A 16,748-nucleotide genomic window follows, 5' to 3' on the forward strand; every position below is an offset into this window, starting at 1 on the left:
TCACGACCGGGCCGGCCCTCCGCACTGGAGGGTCACACGGCGGGTGCGTCCACCTGCGGCAGCAGAACGAGCTTGCCGCCCGGGTGTCCGCCCGTGCTGCGCTCCACGGCCTCGCGCCACGCGCCGAGCGGATAGGTCGCCGCGATCGGGATGCGGAACTCGCCCGCGGCCGCGAGCGCCGCGTACTCCCGGAGCACGCCGTCGTCGGGCAGCCCGCCGCCGGCTCGGAGCTCGTCGAGGTTGACGCGCGCGCCCAGCGCCCGAGCCTCGTCGTGGTTGCTGATCGTGACGACGCGGGCGGGGTCGCCGCCCGCGAGGGCGATGAGGACCGGCAGCGTGCCCGCGCCGGGACGCGGGGTGTCCAGCACGAGGTCGACGTCGCCGCCGGCCAGCGCCCGCACCCGGTCGGCCATGCCCTCCCCGTACGGCGTCACGAGCGCACCCCGGCGGGCCAGGTCGCCGGCGAAGGTCGGTCCGGCGGTGGCGAGCACCCGCGCGCCCGCACGCAGCGCGATCTGCACGGCGGCGTAGCCGACCATTCCGCCCGCGCCGTGCACGAGCAGCGTCGTACCGGGCCCGAGGCCCATGAGGTCGAGGGTCCACCTCGCGGTGAGCACGACCATCGGCAGCGCGGCTGCCTGCACCGAGTCCAGGCCGTCCGGCACCGGATGCCACGACCGCAGGATGGCGACGTCCGCGGCGCCGGCACTCGGCTGACGCACGACGTCGGAGCTGCCGAACACCCGATCGCCGACCGCGACGTCGTCGACTCCCGCGCCGACGGCGTCGACGGTGCCGGCCACATCGCACCCGATGCCTCGCGGCAGGGGCCCGGGCGCGAAGCCGCGGCACAGCTCCGCGTCGGCGGGGTTGAGCCCGGCGGCGGCGACGCGCACGCGCACCAGCCCGGCGCCGGGGTCGGGCACCTCGATGCGATCCTCTCGCAGGACGTCGGCGGGCTCGCCGAACTGGTGGAACCGGATGGCGCGGGACGGGACGGCGGTCATAGAACTCCTCGGACGTACTGTTGCGACAGTGACTGACGCTACCACGTAGTGACAGCCGCTGACGCCACGATAGAATCCGGGGATGCCGAGAAGCGGGGCCGAGGCGCGTGCCCGTCTGCGCGAGGCCGCCCTCGAGCTCTACCGCGAGCGGGGTTACGACGCGACGACCACGGCGCAGATCGCGCGTCGCGCGGGCGTCACGGAGCGCACCTACTTCCGGCACTTCGCCGACAAGCGCGAGGTGCTCTTCGACGGCGAGACCGAGCTGCGGGAGGTCCTGACCGGGGCGGTCGCCGGCGCGCCGGGCGACGCCTCACCGCTCGAGCTCGTCGTCGGCGCCTACGTCGCGGCGGTGCCGCTGTTCGTCGCCGGCCGCGAGATCGCCCTGCGCCGCGCAGAACTCATCGCGACCGCACCCGCCCTGCAGGAGCGCGCGCACGCGAAGAGCGCCGCCCTCGCCGACGCCGTCGTCGCGGCGCTCGTCGCGCGCGGCGTGCCGGAGGGGACGGCCCGGCTGGCGGCGCGGGTCGGCGCCGCCGCGTTCGAGCGCGCGAGCCGGGACTGGTATCCGCAGCCGGAGCGCGATCTGGCCGCGCTCATCCGGAGCGCGGCGGACGAGGTCCGCGCGCTCTGACCGTCAGAGCTTGGTGACCTGGTCGAACGAGAGCTCGACCGGCGTCTCACGCTCGAACAGCGAGACGAGCACGGTGAGCTTGCCGCTCGCGGCCTGGATCTCGCTGATCGTGCCGGGCAGACCCGCGAACGAGCCCTCCTTGATCGTGATCGTCTCGCCGACCTCGAAGTCGATCTCGGCCGGGATGACGCGGGGCGCGGCCTTGCCGCCGCCGCCCTTCGCCGCCGCGCCGGCCTTGGCCGGGGCCTCGACGACCTGCACGAGGCTCTTCAGCATGTTGAAGGCCTCCTCGAACCGCAGCGGAGTCGGGTTGTGCGAGTTGCCGACGAATCCGGTGACGCCCGGTGTGTGGCGCACGACCGACCAGCTGTCCTCGTTGAGGTCCATGCGCACCAGCACGTAGCCGGGGATGCGCACGCGGTTCACCAGCTTGCGCTGGCCGTTCTTGATCTCGACCACGTCCTCCATCGGGACCTGGACCTCGAACACGTAGTCCTCCATCGCCATCGACTGGCGGCGGGACTCGATGTTCTGCTTCACGCGCTTCTCGAAGCCCGCGTAGGAGTGGATGACGTACCACTTGCCCGGCTTGGCGCGCAGCTCGCTGCGGAAGTCCTCGTAGGGGTCGAGCGCGACCTCGTCCTCCTCCTCGGACTCCTGCTCGTCGAGGGTCGCCTCGAAGGCGGCCTCGCTGTCGTTGTCCTCCTGGTCGTCGAGGTCGAGCGCGGAGTCGACGATCGCGTCGGCCTCGGCGTCGGTCGACTCCTCGAGGGCGTCGAGGATGCTGTCGAGGTTCGCCTCGGTCTCCTCGCCGTCGTCGGTCACGTGCACGGCGCGGTTCTCGGCGTTCTCGCTGCCGAATTCGTCGCGGTCCAGCACGTCGTCCTGCAGGAGGTCGTCGGTCTCGGACGACTGCTCGGCGGCCGAGGCCAGGTCGATGTCGTCGCGGTGGTTGTCGGTCACAGGTAGTGGATTCCTCTTGTATTGCTGCTCAGATGCCGCTGGCGGAGCCGTTGCCGAACACCCATGACACGAGCCAGCCGAAGCCGAAGTCGAGCCCGTAGACGAACACCATCATGACGACGACGAACACCAGGACGACCGCGGTGAAGCCGAACAGCTCGCGCCGCGTGGGGGCGACGACCTTGCGGAGCTCGGTGAAGACCTGACGGATGAAGAGGGCGATGCGCGCGAACGGGTTGCGTTGTTCGGCGCGCTCGCGCCGGGCGGTCGCGACGAGGTCCTCACTGGGCTCGTCGATCACCTTGCGTGCCACTCTCGTTCCTTTCGGTCCGGACCGCTCCCGATCATGCTGATCGGAGGCGATTCGCAGGGCGGACAGGACTCGAACCTGCAACCTGCGGTTTTGGAGACCGCTGCTCTACCAATTGAGCCACCGCCCTACGGAACCGGGATCCCGACCGTCGTCATGAGAAAAACGGCATGGCGAAGTCTGGGGTTCCGGCAACCTCGTCAAGTGTAGGGCATGGCACCCGTGGCCCCCGGATGGGGTGCGCGGCTCCGGCGTGAAGCCGCGTCATAACCGTGCCTGCCGCCGGTCTCTTCTCGTGACGGGGGACATCACCAGCCCCCGGCCGAGAAGACGGCGACAGGGAAGTCCAGGGGTTCCTCGTCGCGCACCCGCGTCCGTGGCACACCCGTGCCGTCCTCGCGCGTGAGCGACCCGACTCCGCCTTCCTCTTCGTCGAGGATCAGGAAGGTAACAGTCGTGTCCACTCGCACACACACGACGACGGGTCGGAGGATCCATCGCAGCCGGTTGGTCCGTGCCGGCGCCGTCGCCGCCACGATCGCCGTGTCGGGCGCTCTCGCGCTCGCCGCACCGATGTCGGCATCCGCCGACGATCACGCCGAGTCGTACGCCAAGGGCCAGTTCCTGTCCGGCACGATCCTCGGGAGCGACCTCGCCGCGCTCGTCAAGGCCCAGTACGCCGAGGCGCACAACGACGGCACGCAGGGCGACCAGACCTCGAAGGACCCGCTCAAGGTCACCGCCCTCAACGCCGTCACCGTCGGCGACGGCCAGCAGGCGCAGCTCCCGCTCGGCGACTTCGTCCAGCTCGGCACCGTCTCGCAGTTCGCGCAGGCCAGGAACGACGGCGTCTCGCTCGGTGCCAGCGGCGCCGTGACCGACGACGGCGGGATCGCCGCCGGCTCCGGGGGCTCGACCCCGACGGGGAACGCGACCTTCGATCTCTCGAAGCTCCTCGACTCGCAGTTCGCCTCGACGATCACCGACCTCCAGCTCCAGCTGGGCCAGGTCGCCGCCCAGGCCAACGGCGACGTCGGTCAGGCCAGCGGCGACTACAACCTCTCCGACGCGAAGCTGACGTTCACGAGCCCGGCACTGGCGGGGCTCAACGACCGCATCGACACGGCCGTCGACCAGGCCGGCAGCAGTCTCGGAGCCCTCATGGGCCAGAGCGGCGACCTGGCCGGCGTGGTCGGCAACCTCCTGCAGGGGTGGATCCGGTTCTGAACCTGCTGGGTGCGAACGCCACCGTCACGGCGACGGTCGACACCGGCAACCTCAAGGACGCCATCCAGCCGCTGCTCGAGAGCCAGTACGGAGACGGGTCGGTGACCATCGATCCCGCGACCGGTACGGTCACGATCGACCTGGCGAAGCTCCAGGGCGGCAACCTCAACGACCTGCCGCCGAACACCGAGCTGCTCACCGACCAGATCGTCAACGGCGTCCTCGACAGCATCACCTCGACCATCTCGACCCTCGCCGACCAGGTCGTCGACAAGGTCACCTCCAACCTGCACAGCGCGAAGGTGACCCTCGACGCGTCGACCACGGTCGACGTCGCGCAGGCGCCTCTCGTGCAGAACATCTGCAACGTGGTGCAGGTTCCCTCCGACGGCACGCTCGACAACGTCCTCGGCGGTGTGGGCGGCCTGCTGGGCGGCACGGGCATCCTCGGCGGCGTCACCGGGACGACGGGCGATCTGGTGAACCAGACGGTCTGCAACACGGTCTCCACGCTCACGGCGCCGTTGACCAGCTCTGCCCACGTGCACGTCGCGGGTTCGGTCGACCAGCTGATCAACGGGAGCGGGGCGGATGCGACCGTCGACGTCAGCCTCCTCGGACTCCCGAACACCAGCCTGTCGGCGGGCACCGTGGTCAGTGGCCTCGGCGACATCCTGAACGCCGACCTGTTCGGCCCCGACGGCACGGTCTCGAAGCTGACGACCGCGCTGAACGACACCGTCGTGCACCCGGCCGTGTCGGCCCTCGTCGGCCCCGGCACCGGCCCGGTGAGCGAGGCGCTGACCCAGCTGCTGTCGGTCAAGGTCAATGTGCAGGAGCTCAGCGACCCGAGCGCGAAGGGCATGGCGGCATCCGGCGGCAAGATGTTCACCGAGACCGCGGTGCGGGTCAGTGTGCGCGGCGGGCTGGATGGTCCGAACATCGCGACCGTGAACCTCGCATCGGCGACCGTCGGCCCGAACGTGACCGCGGTGGTGCCGCCGACCTGCACCAACGGCGATTGCACCCCGTGCACGGGCGCCGGCTGCGGCACCTGCACGACGAACTGCGGCCCGGGAGGACCGTCGGACAACCCGACCGCCTCCTCCATCGACCGCCTCGCGACGACCGGCCTGTCGATCGCCGCGCTCGTCGCCGCCATGCTCGCACTGCTGGCAGCGGGTGCCTACCTGGTGCGAGAGGGGTACAAGCGGCGTCAGCTGACTCCGGTCGGCTGACCCGGCCACTACCCCGGGCGAAGCCGGATCCGTCGGCCCCAAGAATTCAGACGGCTCCGGCTTCGCCGAGCAGGGCCGGGCGCTCGTCGTGGATCATTCCGCGGCGAGCGCCTGTTCCGTCTCCGCCCACGACGGCATCGAGCTCGAGGCCCCGGGTCGCGTGACCGCGATGGACGCCGCGACCGCCCCGCGCGCGCGGCGGCGTTCAGCGCCTCACCTGCCGCGAGGCGGGCGACCATGACGCCCGCGAAGGTGTCGCCGGCCGCGGTGGTGTCGACGGCATCCACCCGGCGCGCCGGCACCGTGGCGATGATCGCGCCCTCGCGGGCGATGAGGGCGCCGTCAGCGCCGCGGGTCATGACCACCGTGCGCGCGCGCCGGCTGAGCACGACGGCCGCCTGCTCCGGATCGTCGACGCCCGCCAGCTCGCAGGCCTCGGCCGCGTTCGGCACCAGGATGTCGGTCAGCTCGAGGAGGTCGCCCGGGTCGACGACGGGCGCCGGCGTCAGCACCGTCGTCGCACCTCCGGCACGGGCGTGGGAGAACGCCTCCCGGATGAGCCCGCGGGGTCGCTCGAACTGGGCGACCACGAAGCGCGGATCGGCGAGCAGGGTGCGGTCGACGGCATCGAGGGCCGCGATCGCGGCGTTGGCGCCGGGCACGACGACGATGCTGTTCTCGCCCCCGTCGAGCACCGAGATGTGCGCCGTACCGGTGGGCACCCCCGCGAGCGTCCGGAGCGCCGTCACATCGATCCCATCGGCGAGCAGCCGCTCGCGCACGGCCGCGCCGAACGGGTCGTCGCCCACCGCACCGACGAAGGCGACGTCGCCTCCCGCGCGGGCAGCGGCGACGGCCTGATTGAGGCCCTTGCCGCCGGGCACCGTCGTGAAGCCGGAGCCGAACATCGTCTCGCCGGGACGCGGCAGCCGGGGCTGGCGTACCACCAGGTCCATGTTGGCGCTGCCGAGAACCGCGATCGTGCTCACTCGACGACGGTACTGGAGGCCCTAGGCGTTCTCCTTGCGGAAGGTGCGCGTGCCGACCCACATCAGGATCACGAAGATCACGACGCTCCAGATCGACCCCCAGAGCGTCTCGATGCCCCATCCGCCCGTGAACGCGCCGCGGATCGCGTCGACGATGTGCTTGGTCGGCATGACGTCGCCGACCACCTGCAGCCACGTGGGCCCGAGACTCAGGGGCAGCAGGATGCCGCTCAGCAGCAGCACGGGCAACGCGATCGAGTTGACCACCGGCGCCAGCACGTCCTCGCTCTTCGTGATGAGCCCGAGCGTGTTGGAGGCCGCGGCGCACGATGCTCCGAGCAGGAGGGTCAGGAGCAGGCCGAACAGCATCCCGCCGAGTGAGGCGCGCAGCCCGAAGGCCCAGCCCAGCCCGATGAGCACGAGGCCCTGCGCGAACAGCTGCAGGACATCCCGCAGGATGCGGCCGAACAGGAGCGCCGTGCGGCTCGCCGGGGTCACGCGCTCGGCCTCGATCACGCCGGCGCGCCACTCGGCGACCAGGCCGAAGCCGGCGAACAGCGCTCCGAAGATCCCGAGCTGCACCAGCAGGCCCGGCACGAAGATCGTGTACGCGTTCTCGACGCCGAAGCTCGCGCTGAGCGGCTGCAGCAGCGGGCCGAACAGCACGAGGTAGAGCACGGGCTGCACGAGCCCGATGATGACCCAGGCCGGATTGCGCAGCGCGATCCGCAGCTGGCGGCGGAACACGATGCCGGTCGCGCGCAGGAACGACGGCGCACTCGGCAGAACCGTCGCGGGCGCGGCGGGGGCGGTCGGGGCGGTGGTGGTCATCAGGCGGCGTCCTCTCGCAGCGAGCGGCCGGTCAGGGTGAGGAACACGTCGTCGAGCGTCGGCCGGCGAACGTCGACGGAGACCAGTGCGACACCGGCGTCGTCGAGCTCGCGCACGAGCCCGGCCAGGTGCGATCCGGCGCCCGGCACGCGCAGCGAGACGGTCGTGCCGTCGACGTGGGCGCTCTCTCCGGGCACGAGAGCGGAGAGCGCCGTCGCGGCCGGGACGACCTGCGCGCGGTCGCCGACCACGAGCTCCACGAGGTCGCCCGCGACTTGCCGCTTGAGCGCGTCGGGCGTGTCGGCGGCGACGATCGTGCCCCGGTCGATCACGAGCACCCGATCGCACAGCGCGTCGGCCTCGTCGAGGTAGTGCGTCGTGAGGAACACCGTCATGCCGCGCCCGTTGCGCAGCTGCGAGATGTGGCTCCAGAGATTGGCGCGTGCCTGCGGATCCAGGCCCGTGGTGGGTTCGTCGAGGAACACGAGCTGCGGGTCGTGCACGAGGCCCATCGCGATGTCGAGGCGACGGCGCTGCCCGCCGCTCATGGCCTTGGGGGCGCGCTTCCACATGCCGTCGAGCTCGAGCTGGGCGAACAGCTCCTGGCCGCGGGCGGTCGCCTGCGCCTTCGGGATGCCGTAGAGCTGCCCGTGGTCGACGACCTCCTCGCCGGCCCGGGCCTCGGGTTGCGTCGATCCGGACTGCGACACGTAGCCGATCGACTGGCGCACGAGCCCGGGCTGGCTGGCGACGTCGTACCCGGCCACCGTCGCCGTGCCGGAGGTCGGCGTCAGGAGCGTGGTCAGCATCCGGAGCGTCGTCGTCTTGCCGGCCCCGTTGGGGCCGAGGAATCCGACGATCTCGCCGGCCTCCACGTCGAGGTCGACGCCGGCCACGGCGCGCACCTCGGTCTTGTCCCGCCCGGCGCGGGTCGGAAAGCTGCGCGCGAGCCCTCGAGCATGGATCACGATCGATCCCCTTTCGTTGGTCAAACTTGAGTATTCAAATTTGACCATGAACGGTCAACCCCGCATCGCGTCGAGCCGCTCCTGATATCTCCGGCGCTCCGCCGCCATGCGCCAGCCGGGGTCGTCGTCGGGCGGCTGCCAGGCGGTCGCGGCGTCCTCACCGACGAAGTACAGGGCCCCCGCCTGCACCGAATCGATGATCTGCGCGAGCCACGCGATCTGGGCGTCGACGATCCGAGCCTCGAGCCCCAGCTCGAGCGCGACGTGCGGCGGCGCGGTGGCCGCGACCGTGAGTTCGTCGATCTTCTCGTCGAAGGTCGGGCGGGCCGCGACGAGGGTGGCGTGGCGCGCACGCGCGGCCCGCAGGAAGTCCTCCCGCGGCAGGAAGGTGGCGAAGTTGAAGGCGACCCGCAGCGGCAGCAGATCGCCCGAGTCGCCGACGTTCTCGAGCGACTCCGTGACCAGGCGGGCCAGCTCGCGATCGCCCTCGTCGGTGATGGTGAAGACGGTGGCGGCCCGGTCGTCGCCGGATGTCGGCAGCTCGTGCTTCGCGATCAGACCCGCCGTGGCGAGCGTGGTGAGCATCGAGTAGACCGATCCGGGGTTCAGCTGGGCCCAGCGCTCGACGTCCCAGCTCAGCAGCTCACGGCGCAGCTGGTAGCCGTTCGCCGGGCCTCCGACCTTGACGACGCCCAGCACGAGGATGCGGGTCGTCAGGGCCGACATGCCGTCAGCCTAAATGATCAAATTAGATCAGCACCGAAGCCGACGAGAGTCGGCTCGGGCTGCAGCACCACGCCGAACTCCGACAGCACCCGGGTCTGCACGAAGTCGGCGAGCTGCACCACGTCGGCCGCGGGGCGCCGCCGCGGTTCACGATCGCGAGGGTGTGCTTGGCCGAGATGCCCGCGCGCGAGCCGGGCAGCGCGAAGCCGCGCGGGATGCCGGCGCGCTCGATGAGCCAGGCGGCGCTGAGCTTGACGTGGCGCTCCCCGCCGGCGGCGGGGGCGGGATCGCGCTGCCGAGCGGCAGCACCCGCTCGGGGTCCTCCGGCTCCTGGGGCCAGCGCGGGGCGTCGGCCGGCAGACTGCGCGCGAACGACTCGGTGACGATCGGATTGGTGAAGAAGGAGCCCGCGCTCACCGAGTCGGGGTCCGCGGCATCCAGCACCATGCCCTTCGACCGGCGCAGCTCGAGCACCGCGGCGCGCACCCGCTCCAGCGGCGCCCGGTCGCCGATCCGCACCTGCAGGGCGCTCGCCAGCTGCGCATAGGCGATCGGGCGCGAGAGGCCCGGATCGCCCGTGTCCAGCGCGAGCTCGAGCGCGACCACGACACCGGGCCGGCCCTCCTTGAACACGCTCGTGCGGTAGCCGAATCCCAGCTCGTCCGGCCCGAGTCGCTCCACCTGCCCCGTGCCCGGCTCGGCGACCTCGACCGCGACGATGCTCGCGGCGATCTCCTGCCCGTAGGCGCCGATGTTCTGGATCGGCGCGGCACCCGCCGACCCGGGGATTCCGCTCAGCGCCTCCACGCCCGCGCCGCCCCGCGCGATGGCGGCCTGCACCACGCCGTCCCAGGGCTCGCCCGCCTCCACCCGCAGCACGCCCGGTCGCGGCTCGGAGACGCCCCGCGTCGCGACCCGCAGGACCGTGCCCGCGATGCCGTCATCCGCCACGACCAGATTCGAGCCGCCGCCGAGCACCAGGTCGCCCTCCTCGAGCTCGGCGATCGCGGCGAGGAGCTCGTCGCGCGTCGTCGCCTCCACGAATCGGCCCGCGGGGCCGCCGACCCGGAGCGTGGTGAGGTCGGCGAGGTTCACGGGGCGACGCGGACCTGGGCCTTGCCGAGCACGGCCGACTCGCCGACGGTGACCGTGAGGTCGATGCGCGTGCCGGCGGGATCGCCGACGGAGCCGACCACGGCCCGCACGTGCACGTGCGCACCGTCGACCTCGTCGACCGGAACCATGCGTGTGAAGCGCACCTGATAGTCCAGGATGCGGCGGGGATCGCCGCCCAGCCAGTCGAGCACCGGCTGGATCGCGAGGCCCATCGTCAGCATCCCGTGCGCGATCACCCCCGGCAGGCCCATGCGCGTGGCGACGTCGTCGCGCAGGTGGATCGGGTTCAGGTCGCCGGACGCCCGGGCGTAGCGGGCCAGGGCCTCGCGCGTCAGGTGGACGTCGCTCTCGGCGATCAGCTCGCCGACCTCGAGCGCGCTCACGCGTCGGCTCCGACCATCAGAAGGGAGGTCGCCGTGACGACGTGGGCGCCGTCCGCGTCGGAGACGACGGTCTCGGCGGTGACCATCGTGTTGCCGCCGACCGAGCGGATGCCCGTGACGGTGAGCGCGGCGGTGAGCTCGTCGCCCGCGACGATCGGCCGGGTCTGCGTGAAGCGCTGCTCGCCATGCAGCACGCGCGAGAGCTCGATCCCGGCGTCCTCGTCGCCCATGAGCTGATCCCACGCCCCCTGCTGCACCACGACCGCGAAGGTGGGCGGAGCGACGAGATCGGTGTAGCCGGCGGCGCGCGCGGCCTCCACGTCGTGACTCAGCGGGCTGGTCGAGAAGACCGCGTCGGCGAACTGCCGCACCCGCTCCCGTTCGACGCGGTAGGGCGGGGCGGGTGGATAGCCGCGCCCCGCCAGGTCCGGATTCACAGGCACGGATCGAGCCTAGTTACCCCCGTGTCGCGGCATGGAAAAGGCCCGGTGACGTCTCCGTCACCGGGCCTTCTTCGTGGTCTCGGGGCCGCCTACTGGCAGCTGTCGCACTGGAGGTCGTCCATCGGATCGACCGGCACGCTGTACCCGCCCACGGTGTCGAGCTCGTTCATCTCGACCTCCCCTCTGTCTGCGGTCCGCGAGGCTGCTGCCTTGCGGGGTCTTCACTATATAACGGGAATTCCACGGATGTCATTCCACTAGATGTAGTGATCTCGGCGTGTCGCGCTGATTCCTCCATGATCGTCGGGGCCACCGACATCGGCCGCCCGGATCCCGGATGCTCGCTGGGCGTCGATTGCCGCACGGGGCCGCGCGCCCGATGCTGGAGCCATGGCAGCGCGACCCCGAGACGCACGCTCGCTCCGGGTCGTGGCCGAGGTGCCGCTCGGCGACGGGTATGCGCTGCGACTGGGGGTCGACGAGGAGGACCCGCGGCATCCGGTGCACCAGGTCGCCCGGCGTGACGGCGCCGAGGGCGAGCCGCTCGACGAGCCCGCGTTCATCGCCGCGCTGTTCGGCGCGATGGGCGTGCCGGGCGACGTCGCCAGCGCCTCCGTGCTGAGCGGCGAGCAGACCAACACCTCCATCGTGGTCGGCCTCGCGGACGGCTCCGAGCTCGTGGTCAAGCTGTTCCGCACCGTGCAGCACGGCGAGAACCCCGACGTCGAGCTGCAGTGCGTGCTGAGCGAGGCGGGCGCCGAGTTCGTGCCGCGGTTCGCGGGCGCACTCGTCGCCGAATGGCCGGATGCCGCGGGCGAGGTCGGGCGCGGACACCTCGCCATCGCGCAGGAGTTCGTGCGCGGCGCCACCGACGGCTGGGTGCTCGCGACACGGGCTGCCGCCGCGGCGGTCGACTTCGCCGATCAGGCTCGTGCCCTCGGGGCCACGACCGCCCGCATGCACGAGGTGCTCGCGGCGCGGCTGCCGACGGTGGGCGCGACTCCCGTCGAGGTCGCGACCCAGGCGGCGCTGTGGCGCACGCGGTTCGACGACGCGGCCGCGGCCGTCCCCGGGCTCGTCGCGGCGCAGGATGCGATCGAGTCCGCCTACGAGGCGGCCGCCGAGGTCCCCTGGCCGGCTCTGCAGCGCATCCACGGCGACCTGCATCTCGGCCAGCTGCTGCACCGCGACGAGCGCTGGATCGTGCTCGACTTCGAGGGCGAGCCGCTGCGCGGCCTCGCCGAGCGCACCGCTCCGGAGCCCGCATTGCGCGACGTCGCCGGCATGCTGCGCTCGTTCGACTACGCGGCGGCCGCCGACGGCGGGCACGCCGCCGGGTGGGGCGCGGCCGCCCGCGCCGCCTACCTCGACGGCTACCGGGATGCCGCAGGCGCCGCCGCGCTCGAGCCGGCGGCTCTGTTGCGGGCTTTCGAACTCGACAAGGCCGTGTACGAGGCGCTCTACGAGGCGCGGCACCGGCCGGACTGGCTCGGCATCCCGGTCGCGGCGATCGAGCGCCTCGTCGCGGGCTGACGCCGGCATCCCGAGCGCCCGCGTTCGCATCAAGCCGGCACGGGTGAAGGTGCCCGCGTGATGCGGACGTCGGCGCTCGGCGTCGCGTTCGACGTAGATTGCCGACATGGCACAGAACGATCCCTTCTCCCGGCTCCCGCAGGTCCCCGGCTTCGAGCTGACCAGCACCGACGTCACGGACGGGCAGCCCATGCCCGCCCCGCAGACCTCCGGCATGCTGGGCGTTCCGGGCGGCGAGGACCGCTCGCCGCAGCTGAGCTGGTCGGGCTTCCCCGCGGGCACCCGCAGCTTCGTCGTGCAGATGTACGACCCCGACGCGCCGACCATGTCGGGCTTCTGGCACTGGACGGTGGCCGACATCCCGGCGTCGGTCACGTCGCTCGAGACGGGAGCGCCGCTGCCCGAGGGCGCCGTCGCGCACCGCAACGACACCGGGCAGCCGGGGTACGTGGGCGCCGCGCCGCCGGCCGGACATGGGCCGCACCGCTACTTCCTCGTGGTGAGCGCGCTCGACACCGAGACGCTCGGCGTCCCGGCGGACGCGTCGCCCGCGTACGTCGGCTTCACCGTCCACGCGCACGTGCTCGCGCGTGCGGTGCTCGTGCCGACGTTCGAGGTGCGGTAGCTACTCGAGACGCTCGAGGGGTTCGCGGTGAGCTTCGCGGCCACGCCGCCGCGCACGATGCGCGCCGCCTGCGACGCGGGCTTGCGCTCGGCCTGATCGGCGGCGAGCCGCGCGAACTCGTGCGCGAGGTCGAGACGCGGGTACGCGGCGAGCACGGCGACGCGGTAGTCGAGCGGCAGGGCGTCGGGCCGCGCCCCGGCGATGTCGAGGCTCGTGGCCACGTCGAGCAGGCGCCCCTCGACCCCGCCGGCGGGCACCGGATCCGGGCTCATGTGGGCGACGATCGCGGCGGCGAGGTGGGCGCGACGGCCCCCATCCCATCCGGCCCCCGCCGCGAGCACGCTCGCGACCGCGCCCCCGCGTGCTCGAACGGCGTGCGGTGCGCGTCGAACGGCTCGAGCAGGGAGATGTCGTGCAGCACGGCCCCGACGTACAGCAGCTCCTCGTCGATCGGCCCGACCGCGTCGAGCTCGGCGAATCCGAGCGCCCAGCGCCACGACCGGATGCTGTGGTTCAGCAGCGACGGCGTGAGGTACGCGACCGCGACCGCGAGCGCCGCACGCGCCGCGGGGGTGTCGGGAGGGTCCGTCTCGGCATCCATGTCAGGCCTCGACCGCGGCGAGCTGGCCGCAGGCGCCGTCGATCTCCTTGCCGCGGGTGTCGCGCAGTGTGGTGGGGATGCCCGCCGCCTCGAGGTGCTCGATGAAGGCGACGGTGGTGCGGCGATCGGAGGCGGTCCAGATCGACCCGGGCGTCGGGTTCAGCGGGATCGGGTTGACGTGCACCCAGCCGCGCCCGCGCGCATTCAGCTTCTGGGCGAGCAGGTCGGCGCGCCAGGCGTGGTCGTTCATGTCCTTGATGAGCGCGTACTCGATGGAGACCCGGCGGCCGGTCGTCTCGAAGTACGCGCGCGCCGCGTCGAGCGCCTCATCGACCTTCCAGCGCGAGTTGACCGGGATGAGCTCGTCGCGAAGCTCGTCGTCCGGCGCGTGCAGCGAGAGCGCGAACGTGAGCGGCAGATCCTCGGCGGCGAGCTTCTTGATCGCCGGGACGAGGCCGACGGTCGAGACGGTGATGTGGCGGGCCGACATCCCGAGCCCCTCGGGCGCCGGGGCGACCATGCGCCGCACGGCCTTCATGAGCCGCGCGTAGTTGGCCAGCGGCTCCCCCATGCCCATGAAGACGATGTTCGTGACGCGCGGGGCGTCGTGGCCGCCGTCGGTGCGCAGCCCCCGAGCTCGCCCTCCTGGATCGCGCGGTTGGCCGCGACGACCTGGTCGACGATCTCGGCGGCGGAGAGGTTGCGGGTCAGCCCCGCCTGGCCGGTGGCGCAGAACGGGCAGTTCATGCCGCATCCGGCCTGGCTCGAGACGCACAGGGTGACGCGGCCCGGATAGCGCATGAGCACCGACTCGACGAGGGCCCCGTCGAACAGCTTCCAGAGGAACTTGATCGTCTCGCCACCGTCGGTGCGCAGGCGCCGCACCTCGGTCAGCAGCGGTGGCAGCATGGCGGCGACGAGCTCCTCGCGACCCTCGGCCGGCAGGTCGGTCATGAGCGCGGGGTCGGTCGTCGAGCGGGTGAAGTAGTGGGTCGAGAGCTGCGTCGCCCGGAACGCCGGCACCCCGAGCTCCTGCGCCCGCGCCTTGCGCCCGGCGAGGTCGAGGTCGGCGAGATGGGTCTCGGGCTGCGTGCGCCGGGGCGAGGCGAACTGCAGGAGCGGGCGCCCCTCGGTGTCGCGCGCCTGCGTCCAGCCCTCGGTCGCCGGCCGGATCTGGGGAGCACGCTCCGGCGCTGCGGCGGGACGGCTCGGCTCGGTCATCCCCCATTGTGTCGTGCCGACCCGGATGCCGCGGCCTCCACCCGGCCGCCCGCGCCCTGGCGTTCGACACGGCTCGCCCCGCGGGGTCGGGCTCGTCGTCGACGATGTTGTACGTGCCGTCGGGCCAGCCGAGCGCCTGGACGGTCGCACTCACGACGTCGTCGACGTGCACCCAGCAGCCCACCCCGGCAGCGAGCGCGCGCTCGCGGCGTCGGGGTACCACGTGCTCGGACCCCAGAGCATGCCGTAGCGCAGCACGGTCGCGTGCGGCAGGCGGGCGACCGCGCGCTCCATGTCGGCGACGACACCCGGGGTGATCGGCTCATCCTCGGTGGCCGCCGCCGCGCCGGGCTGCACGAGCCAGGCGATGCTCTGCACGAGCATCCGGTCGACGCCGGCCGCCTCCGCCGCCGCGACCAGGTTCGCCGTGCCCTCACGGCGCAGCCGGGCGTTCGCGTCGCGGTCGCCGGCGCCGAGGTCGGTGAGCTCGTGCAGGATCGCGTCGGGAGCGACCTCGGCGACCACCGCCGTCACCCGATCGGCGTCGAACGCGTCCATCACGACGCCGCGCGCGCCCCGGTCGTCCAGCAGCGCCAGGCTCTCCGGGCGGCGGGTGGTCGCGACGACCTCGTGGCCGGCCGCCACCAGGGCCGGAATGAGAGGACGCCCGATGACGCCGGTGCCGCCGGCGAGGAGGAGCCGCATCCCGCTCACGCCGCCGTCGTCCCCTGCGCCTGCGCCTGTGCGACCAGCCACTCCTCGAATGTCACCGTGCCGAGCCGCGCGCCGGGCTTCGGCAGGATCGTGCCGTCGCGCAGCGCGCGTCCGAACCCTCCCGGCAGCGGCACGGCGAGCACCGGCGTGCCCCGGCCGATGGCACGCAGGTAGCGGCGCACCATGTCGGGCATCGACTCGATCCGCGGACCGGCGAGCTCGCGGTCCAGACCCCGCGGGGCGCCCTCGGCGATCTCGACGATGACGGTGGCGACTTCGGCGGCCGCGATCGGCTGAGCACGCATCGACGGGCACACGACGAACGGCCCGACCTGCATGCGCTGGGCCATCTGCACGGCGAACTCGTGGAACTGGGCGGCCCGCAGCAGCGACCATCCGCCGCCCGAGGCCATCACGAGCTCCTCCTGCCGCGCCTTGCCCGCGTAGTAGCCGTGCGGCGCCTCCGGGACACCGATGATCGACAGCGCCACATGATGACGGACGCCGCGCTCGCGCTCGGCCGCGAGCAGCCGCGTCGTCGTCGCCTCGAAGAACGCGATCGCGGGCTTCGCGGCGCTCGTCGCGGTCGAGGCGACGTCGATGACGGCATCCACGCCCTCCAGTGCGGCGGCGAGACCCGTGCCCGCCATCAGGTCGACCCCGGTCGAACGGGCGAGCACCACCGGCTCGTGACCTCGCTCCCGCACGACGCGCGTCACGTGCGCGCCGACCATGCCGGTCCCCCGGCCACCGCGATCCTCATCGGCCGGCCTCCGTCACGCTCGCGTCCATGACCCGATCCTCCCCCGGCGCCGGCTCGGCGGCAGCAGGAGCAGCCCGAGCACGAGCGACAGGCCGAGGCTGACGACGTTGCCGATCCGGTCGAGCGCCGACCCCTGGAGGTGCAGCACGTGGTAGCCGAAGTGCAGCACGCCGAAGACGCTCCAGGCCAGTCCCACCACGCGACCCGGCGCCGCGGTGCGCGCGACGATCGCCGCGAGGCTCGCCGCGGCGAGGGCCAGGTAGAGCGATCCGACGTCGCGGATCAGGTGCTCGTCGTAGGCGCCCGCGGCATCCACCCAGTGCAGGCCGAATCCGGGGAAGGAGTCGTAGAAGGCGCGGGGCGCGATCTCGGCCCACAACCCGACGAAGAGCCCGAGCGCTACCGTGACCGCCAGCACGATGCGGCGGAATGATGTGTTCATGCCCATCACGACGA

18 protein-coding genes, 1 tRNA gene and 2 pseudogenes are annotated in these 16,748 nt (G+C 72.5%); 5 read left to right on the top strand and 16 right to left on the bottom strand.

What is annotated here, in order from left to right; translation table 11 throughout:
- Positions 1 to 32: 32 nt before the first annotated feature.
- A complete protein-coding gene (locus tag QQK35_RS06115; protein ID WP_284253374.1) occupies positions 33 to 1,007 on the bottom strand; it encodes an NADP-dependent oxidoreductase in 975 nt (324 codons plus the stop codon).
- 82 nt (positions 1,008 to 1,089) lie between these two features.
- On the opposite strand from QQK35_RS06115, the gene QQK35_RS06120 reads away from it, so the two are divergent.
- Complete coding sequence (locus QQK35_RS06120; RefSeq protein ID WP_284253375.1) at positions 1,090 to 1,641, top strand: TetR/AcrR family transcriptional regulator; 552 nt, start codon at positions 1,090 to 1,092, stop codon at positions 1,639 to 1,641.
- Positions 1,642 to 1,644: 3 nt separating this feature from the next.
- Here the strand turns inward: QQK35_RS06120 and nusG are convergent, their stop codons facing one another.
- From nusG to QQK35_RS06135, 3 genes are all read right to left on the bottom strand, one after another.
- Complete coding sequence (nusG, locus tag QQK35_RS06125; RefSeq protein WP_284253376.1) at positions 1,645 to 2,604, bottom strand: transcription termination/antitermination protein NusG; 960 nt, start codon at positions 2,602 to 2,604, stop codon at positions 1,645 to 1,647.
- Between the two features lie 28 nt (positions 2,605 to 2,632).
- Entirely contained in the window at positions 2,633 to 2,917 is a 285-nt protein-coding gene (gene secE, locus QQK35_RS06130; RefSeq protein ID WP_284253377.1) for a preprotein translocase subunit SecE, read from the bottom strand.
- 54 nt (positions 2,918 to 2,971) lie between these two features.
- A tRNA-Trp gene (locus tag QQK35_RS06135) sits at positions 2,972 to 3,044 on the bottom strand.
- Between the two features lie 377 nt (positions 3,045 to 3,421).
- On the opposite strand from QQK35_RS06135, the gene QQK35_RS06140 reads away from it, so the two are divergent.
- On the top strand, positions 3,422 to 4,141 hold the full coding sequence (locus QQK35_RS06140; RefSeq protein WP_284253378.1) for a choice-of-anchor G family protein: 720 nt from the start codon (positions 3,422 to 3,424) through the stop codon (positions 4,139 to 4,141).
- Positions 4,126 to 5,379, top strand: a complete 1,254-nt coding sequence (locus QQK35_RS06145) for a choice-of-anchor G family protein (RefSeq protein WP_284253379.1) — start codon at positions 4,126 to 4,128, stop codon at positions 5,377 to 5,379. The genes QQK35_RS06140 and QQK35_RS06145 overlap by 16 nt, the downstream gene beginning before the upstream one ends.
- Before the next feature lie 8 nt (positions 5,380 to 5,387).
- On the opposite strand, the gene QQK35_RS06150 is transcribed toward QQK35_RS06145, so the two are convergent.
- The 7 genes and pseudogenes from QQK35_RS06150 to QQK35_RS06180 all read right to left on the bottom strand — a co-directional run bounded on the left by QQK35_RS06150 (position 5,388) and on the right by QQK35_RS06180 (position 10,829).
- Complete coding sequence (locus QQK35_RS06150) at positions 5,388 to 6,368, bottom strand: ribokinase (protein WP_284253381.1); 981 nt, start codon at positions 6,366 to 6,368, stop codon at positions 5,388 to 5,390.
- 21 nt (positions 6,369 to 6,389) lie between these two features.
- Positions 6,390 to 7,199, bottom strand: coding sequence for an ABC transporter permease (locus QQK35_RS06155; RefSeq protein ID WP_284253382.1), 810 nt, complete (start codon positions 7,197 to 7,199; stop codon positions 6,390 to 6,392).
- Positions 7,199 to 8,167, bottom strand: coding sequence for an ATP-binding cassette domain-containing protein (locus QQK35_RS06160; protein ID WP_344199495.1), 969 nt, complete (start codon positions 8,165 to 8,167; stop codon positions 7,199 to 7,201). Before QQK35_RS06160 ends, QQK35_RS06155 begins: the two co-directional genes overlap by 1 nt.
- 54 nt (positions 8,168 to 8,221) lie before the next feature.
- On the bottom strand, positions 8,222 to 8,893 hold the full coding sequence (locus QQK35_RS06165; protein WP_284253383.1) for a PadR family transcriptional regulator: 672 nt from the start codon (positions 8,891 to 8,893) through the stop codon (positions 8,222 to 8,224).
- 17 nt (positions 8,894 to 8,910) lie between these two features.
- Positions 8,911 to 9,988, bottom strand: a pseudogene (locus tag QQK35_RS06170) (UDP-N-acetylmuramate dehydrogenase).
- A complete protein-coding gene (locus QQK35_RS06175) occupies positions 9,985 to 10,392 on the bottom strand; it encodes a MaoC/PaaZ C-terminal domain-containing protein (protein WP_284253384.1) in 408 nt (135 codons plus the stop codon). The pseudogene QQK35_RS06170 and the gene QQK35_RS06175 overlap by 4 nt, the downstream one beginning before the upstream one ends.
- The gene (locus QQK35_RS06180) at positions 10,389 to 10,829 is read right to left on the bottom strand and encodes an FAS1-like dehydratase domain-containing protein (protein ID WP_284255620.1); all 441 of its coding nucleotides are present in this window, start codon (positions 10,827 to 10,829) and stop codon (positions 10,389 to 10,391) included. The genes QQK35_RS06175 and QQK35_RS06180 overlap by 4 nt, the downstream gene beginning before the upstream one ends.
- A gap of 396 nt (positions 10,830 to 11,225) precedes the next feature.
- Here QQK35_RS06180 and QQK35_RS06185 point away from each other — a divergent pair, with 396 nt between their 5' ends.
- Positions 11,226 to 12,368, top strand: a complete 1,143-nt coding sequence (locus QQK35_RS06185) for a phosphotransferase (RefSeq protein WP_284253385.1) — start codon at positions 11,226 to 11,228, stop codon at positions 12,366 to 12,368.
- A gap of 106 nt (positions 12,369 to 12,474) precedes the next feature.
- Positions 12,475 to 12,993: a YbhB/YbcL family Raf kinase inhibitor-like protein gene (locus tag QQK35_RS06190; RefSeq protein WP_284253386.1), complete on the top strand. Its 519-nt coding sequence runs from the start codon at positions 12,475 to 12,477 to the stop codon at positions 12,991 to 12,993.
- A 268-nt stretch (positions 12,994 to 13,261) separates the two neighbouring features.
- On the opposite strand, the gene QQK35_RS06195 is transcribed toward QQK35_RS06190, so the two are convergent.
- The 5 genes and pseudogenes from QQK35_RS06195 to QQK35_RS06215 all read right to left on the bottom strand — a co-directional run bounded on the left by QQK35_RS06195 (position 13,262) and on the right by QQK35_RS06215 (position 16,734).
- Positions 13,262 to 13,594 carry an HD domain-containing protein gene (locus tag QQK35_RS06195; RefSeq protein WP_284253387.1) on the bottom strand — a complete coding sequence of 111 codons (333 nt, stop codon included), beginning with the start codon at positions 13,592 to 13,594 and terminating at the stop codon, positions 13,262 to 13,264.
- A gap of 1 nt (position 13,595) precedes the next feature.
- A pseudogene (gene rlmN, locus QQK35_RS06200) lies at positions 13,596 to 14,815 on the bottom strand (dual-specificity RNA methyltransferase RlmN).
- Between the two features lie 150 nt (positions 14,816 to 14,965).
- Entirely contained in the window at positions 14,966 to 15,520 is a 555-nt protein-coding gene (locus QQK35_RS06205; RefSeq protein WP_284255621.1) for an NAD-dependent epimerase/dehydratase family protein, read from the bottom strand.
- Between the two features lie 5 nt (positions 15,521 to 15,525).
- Positions 15,526 to 16,248, bottom strand: coding sequence for an SDR family oxidoreductase (locus QQK35_RS06210; protein ID WP_284253388.1), 723 nt, complete (start codon positions 16,246 to 16,248; stop codon positions 15,526 to 15,528).
- A gap of 57 nt (positions 16,249 to 16,305) precedes the next feature.
- Positions 16,306 to 16,734, bottom strand: coding sequence for a hypothetical protein (locus QQK35_RS06215; RefSeq protein WP_284253389.1), 429 nt, complete (start codon positions 16,732 to 16,734; stop codon positions 16,306 to 16,308).
- Positions 16,735 to 16,748: the final 14 nt, after the last annotated feature.

This window comes from Pseudolysinimonas kribbensis (assembly GCF_030161895.1).
GTDB classification, from domain to species: domain Bacteria; phylum Actinomycetota; class Actinomycetes; order Actinomycetales; family Microbacteriaceae; genus Pseudolysinimonas; species Pseudolysinimonas kribbensis.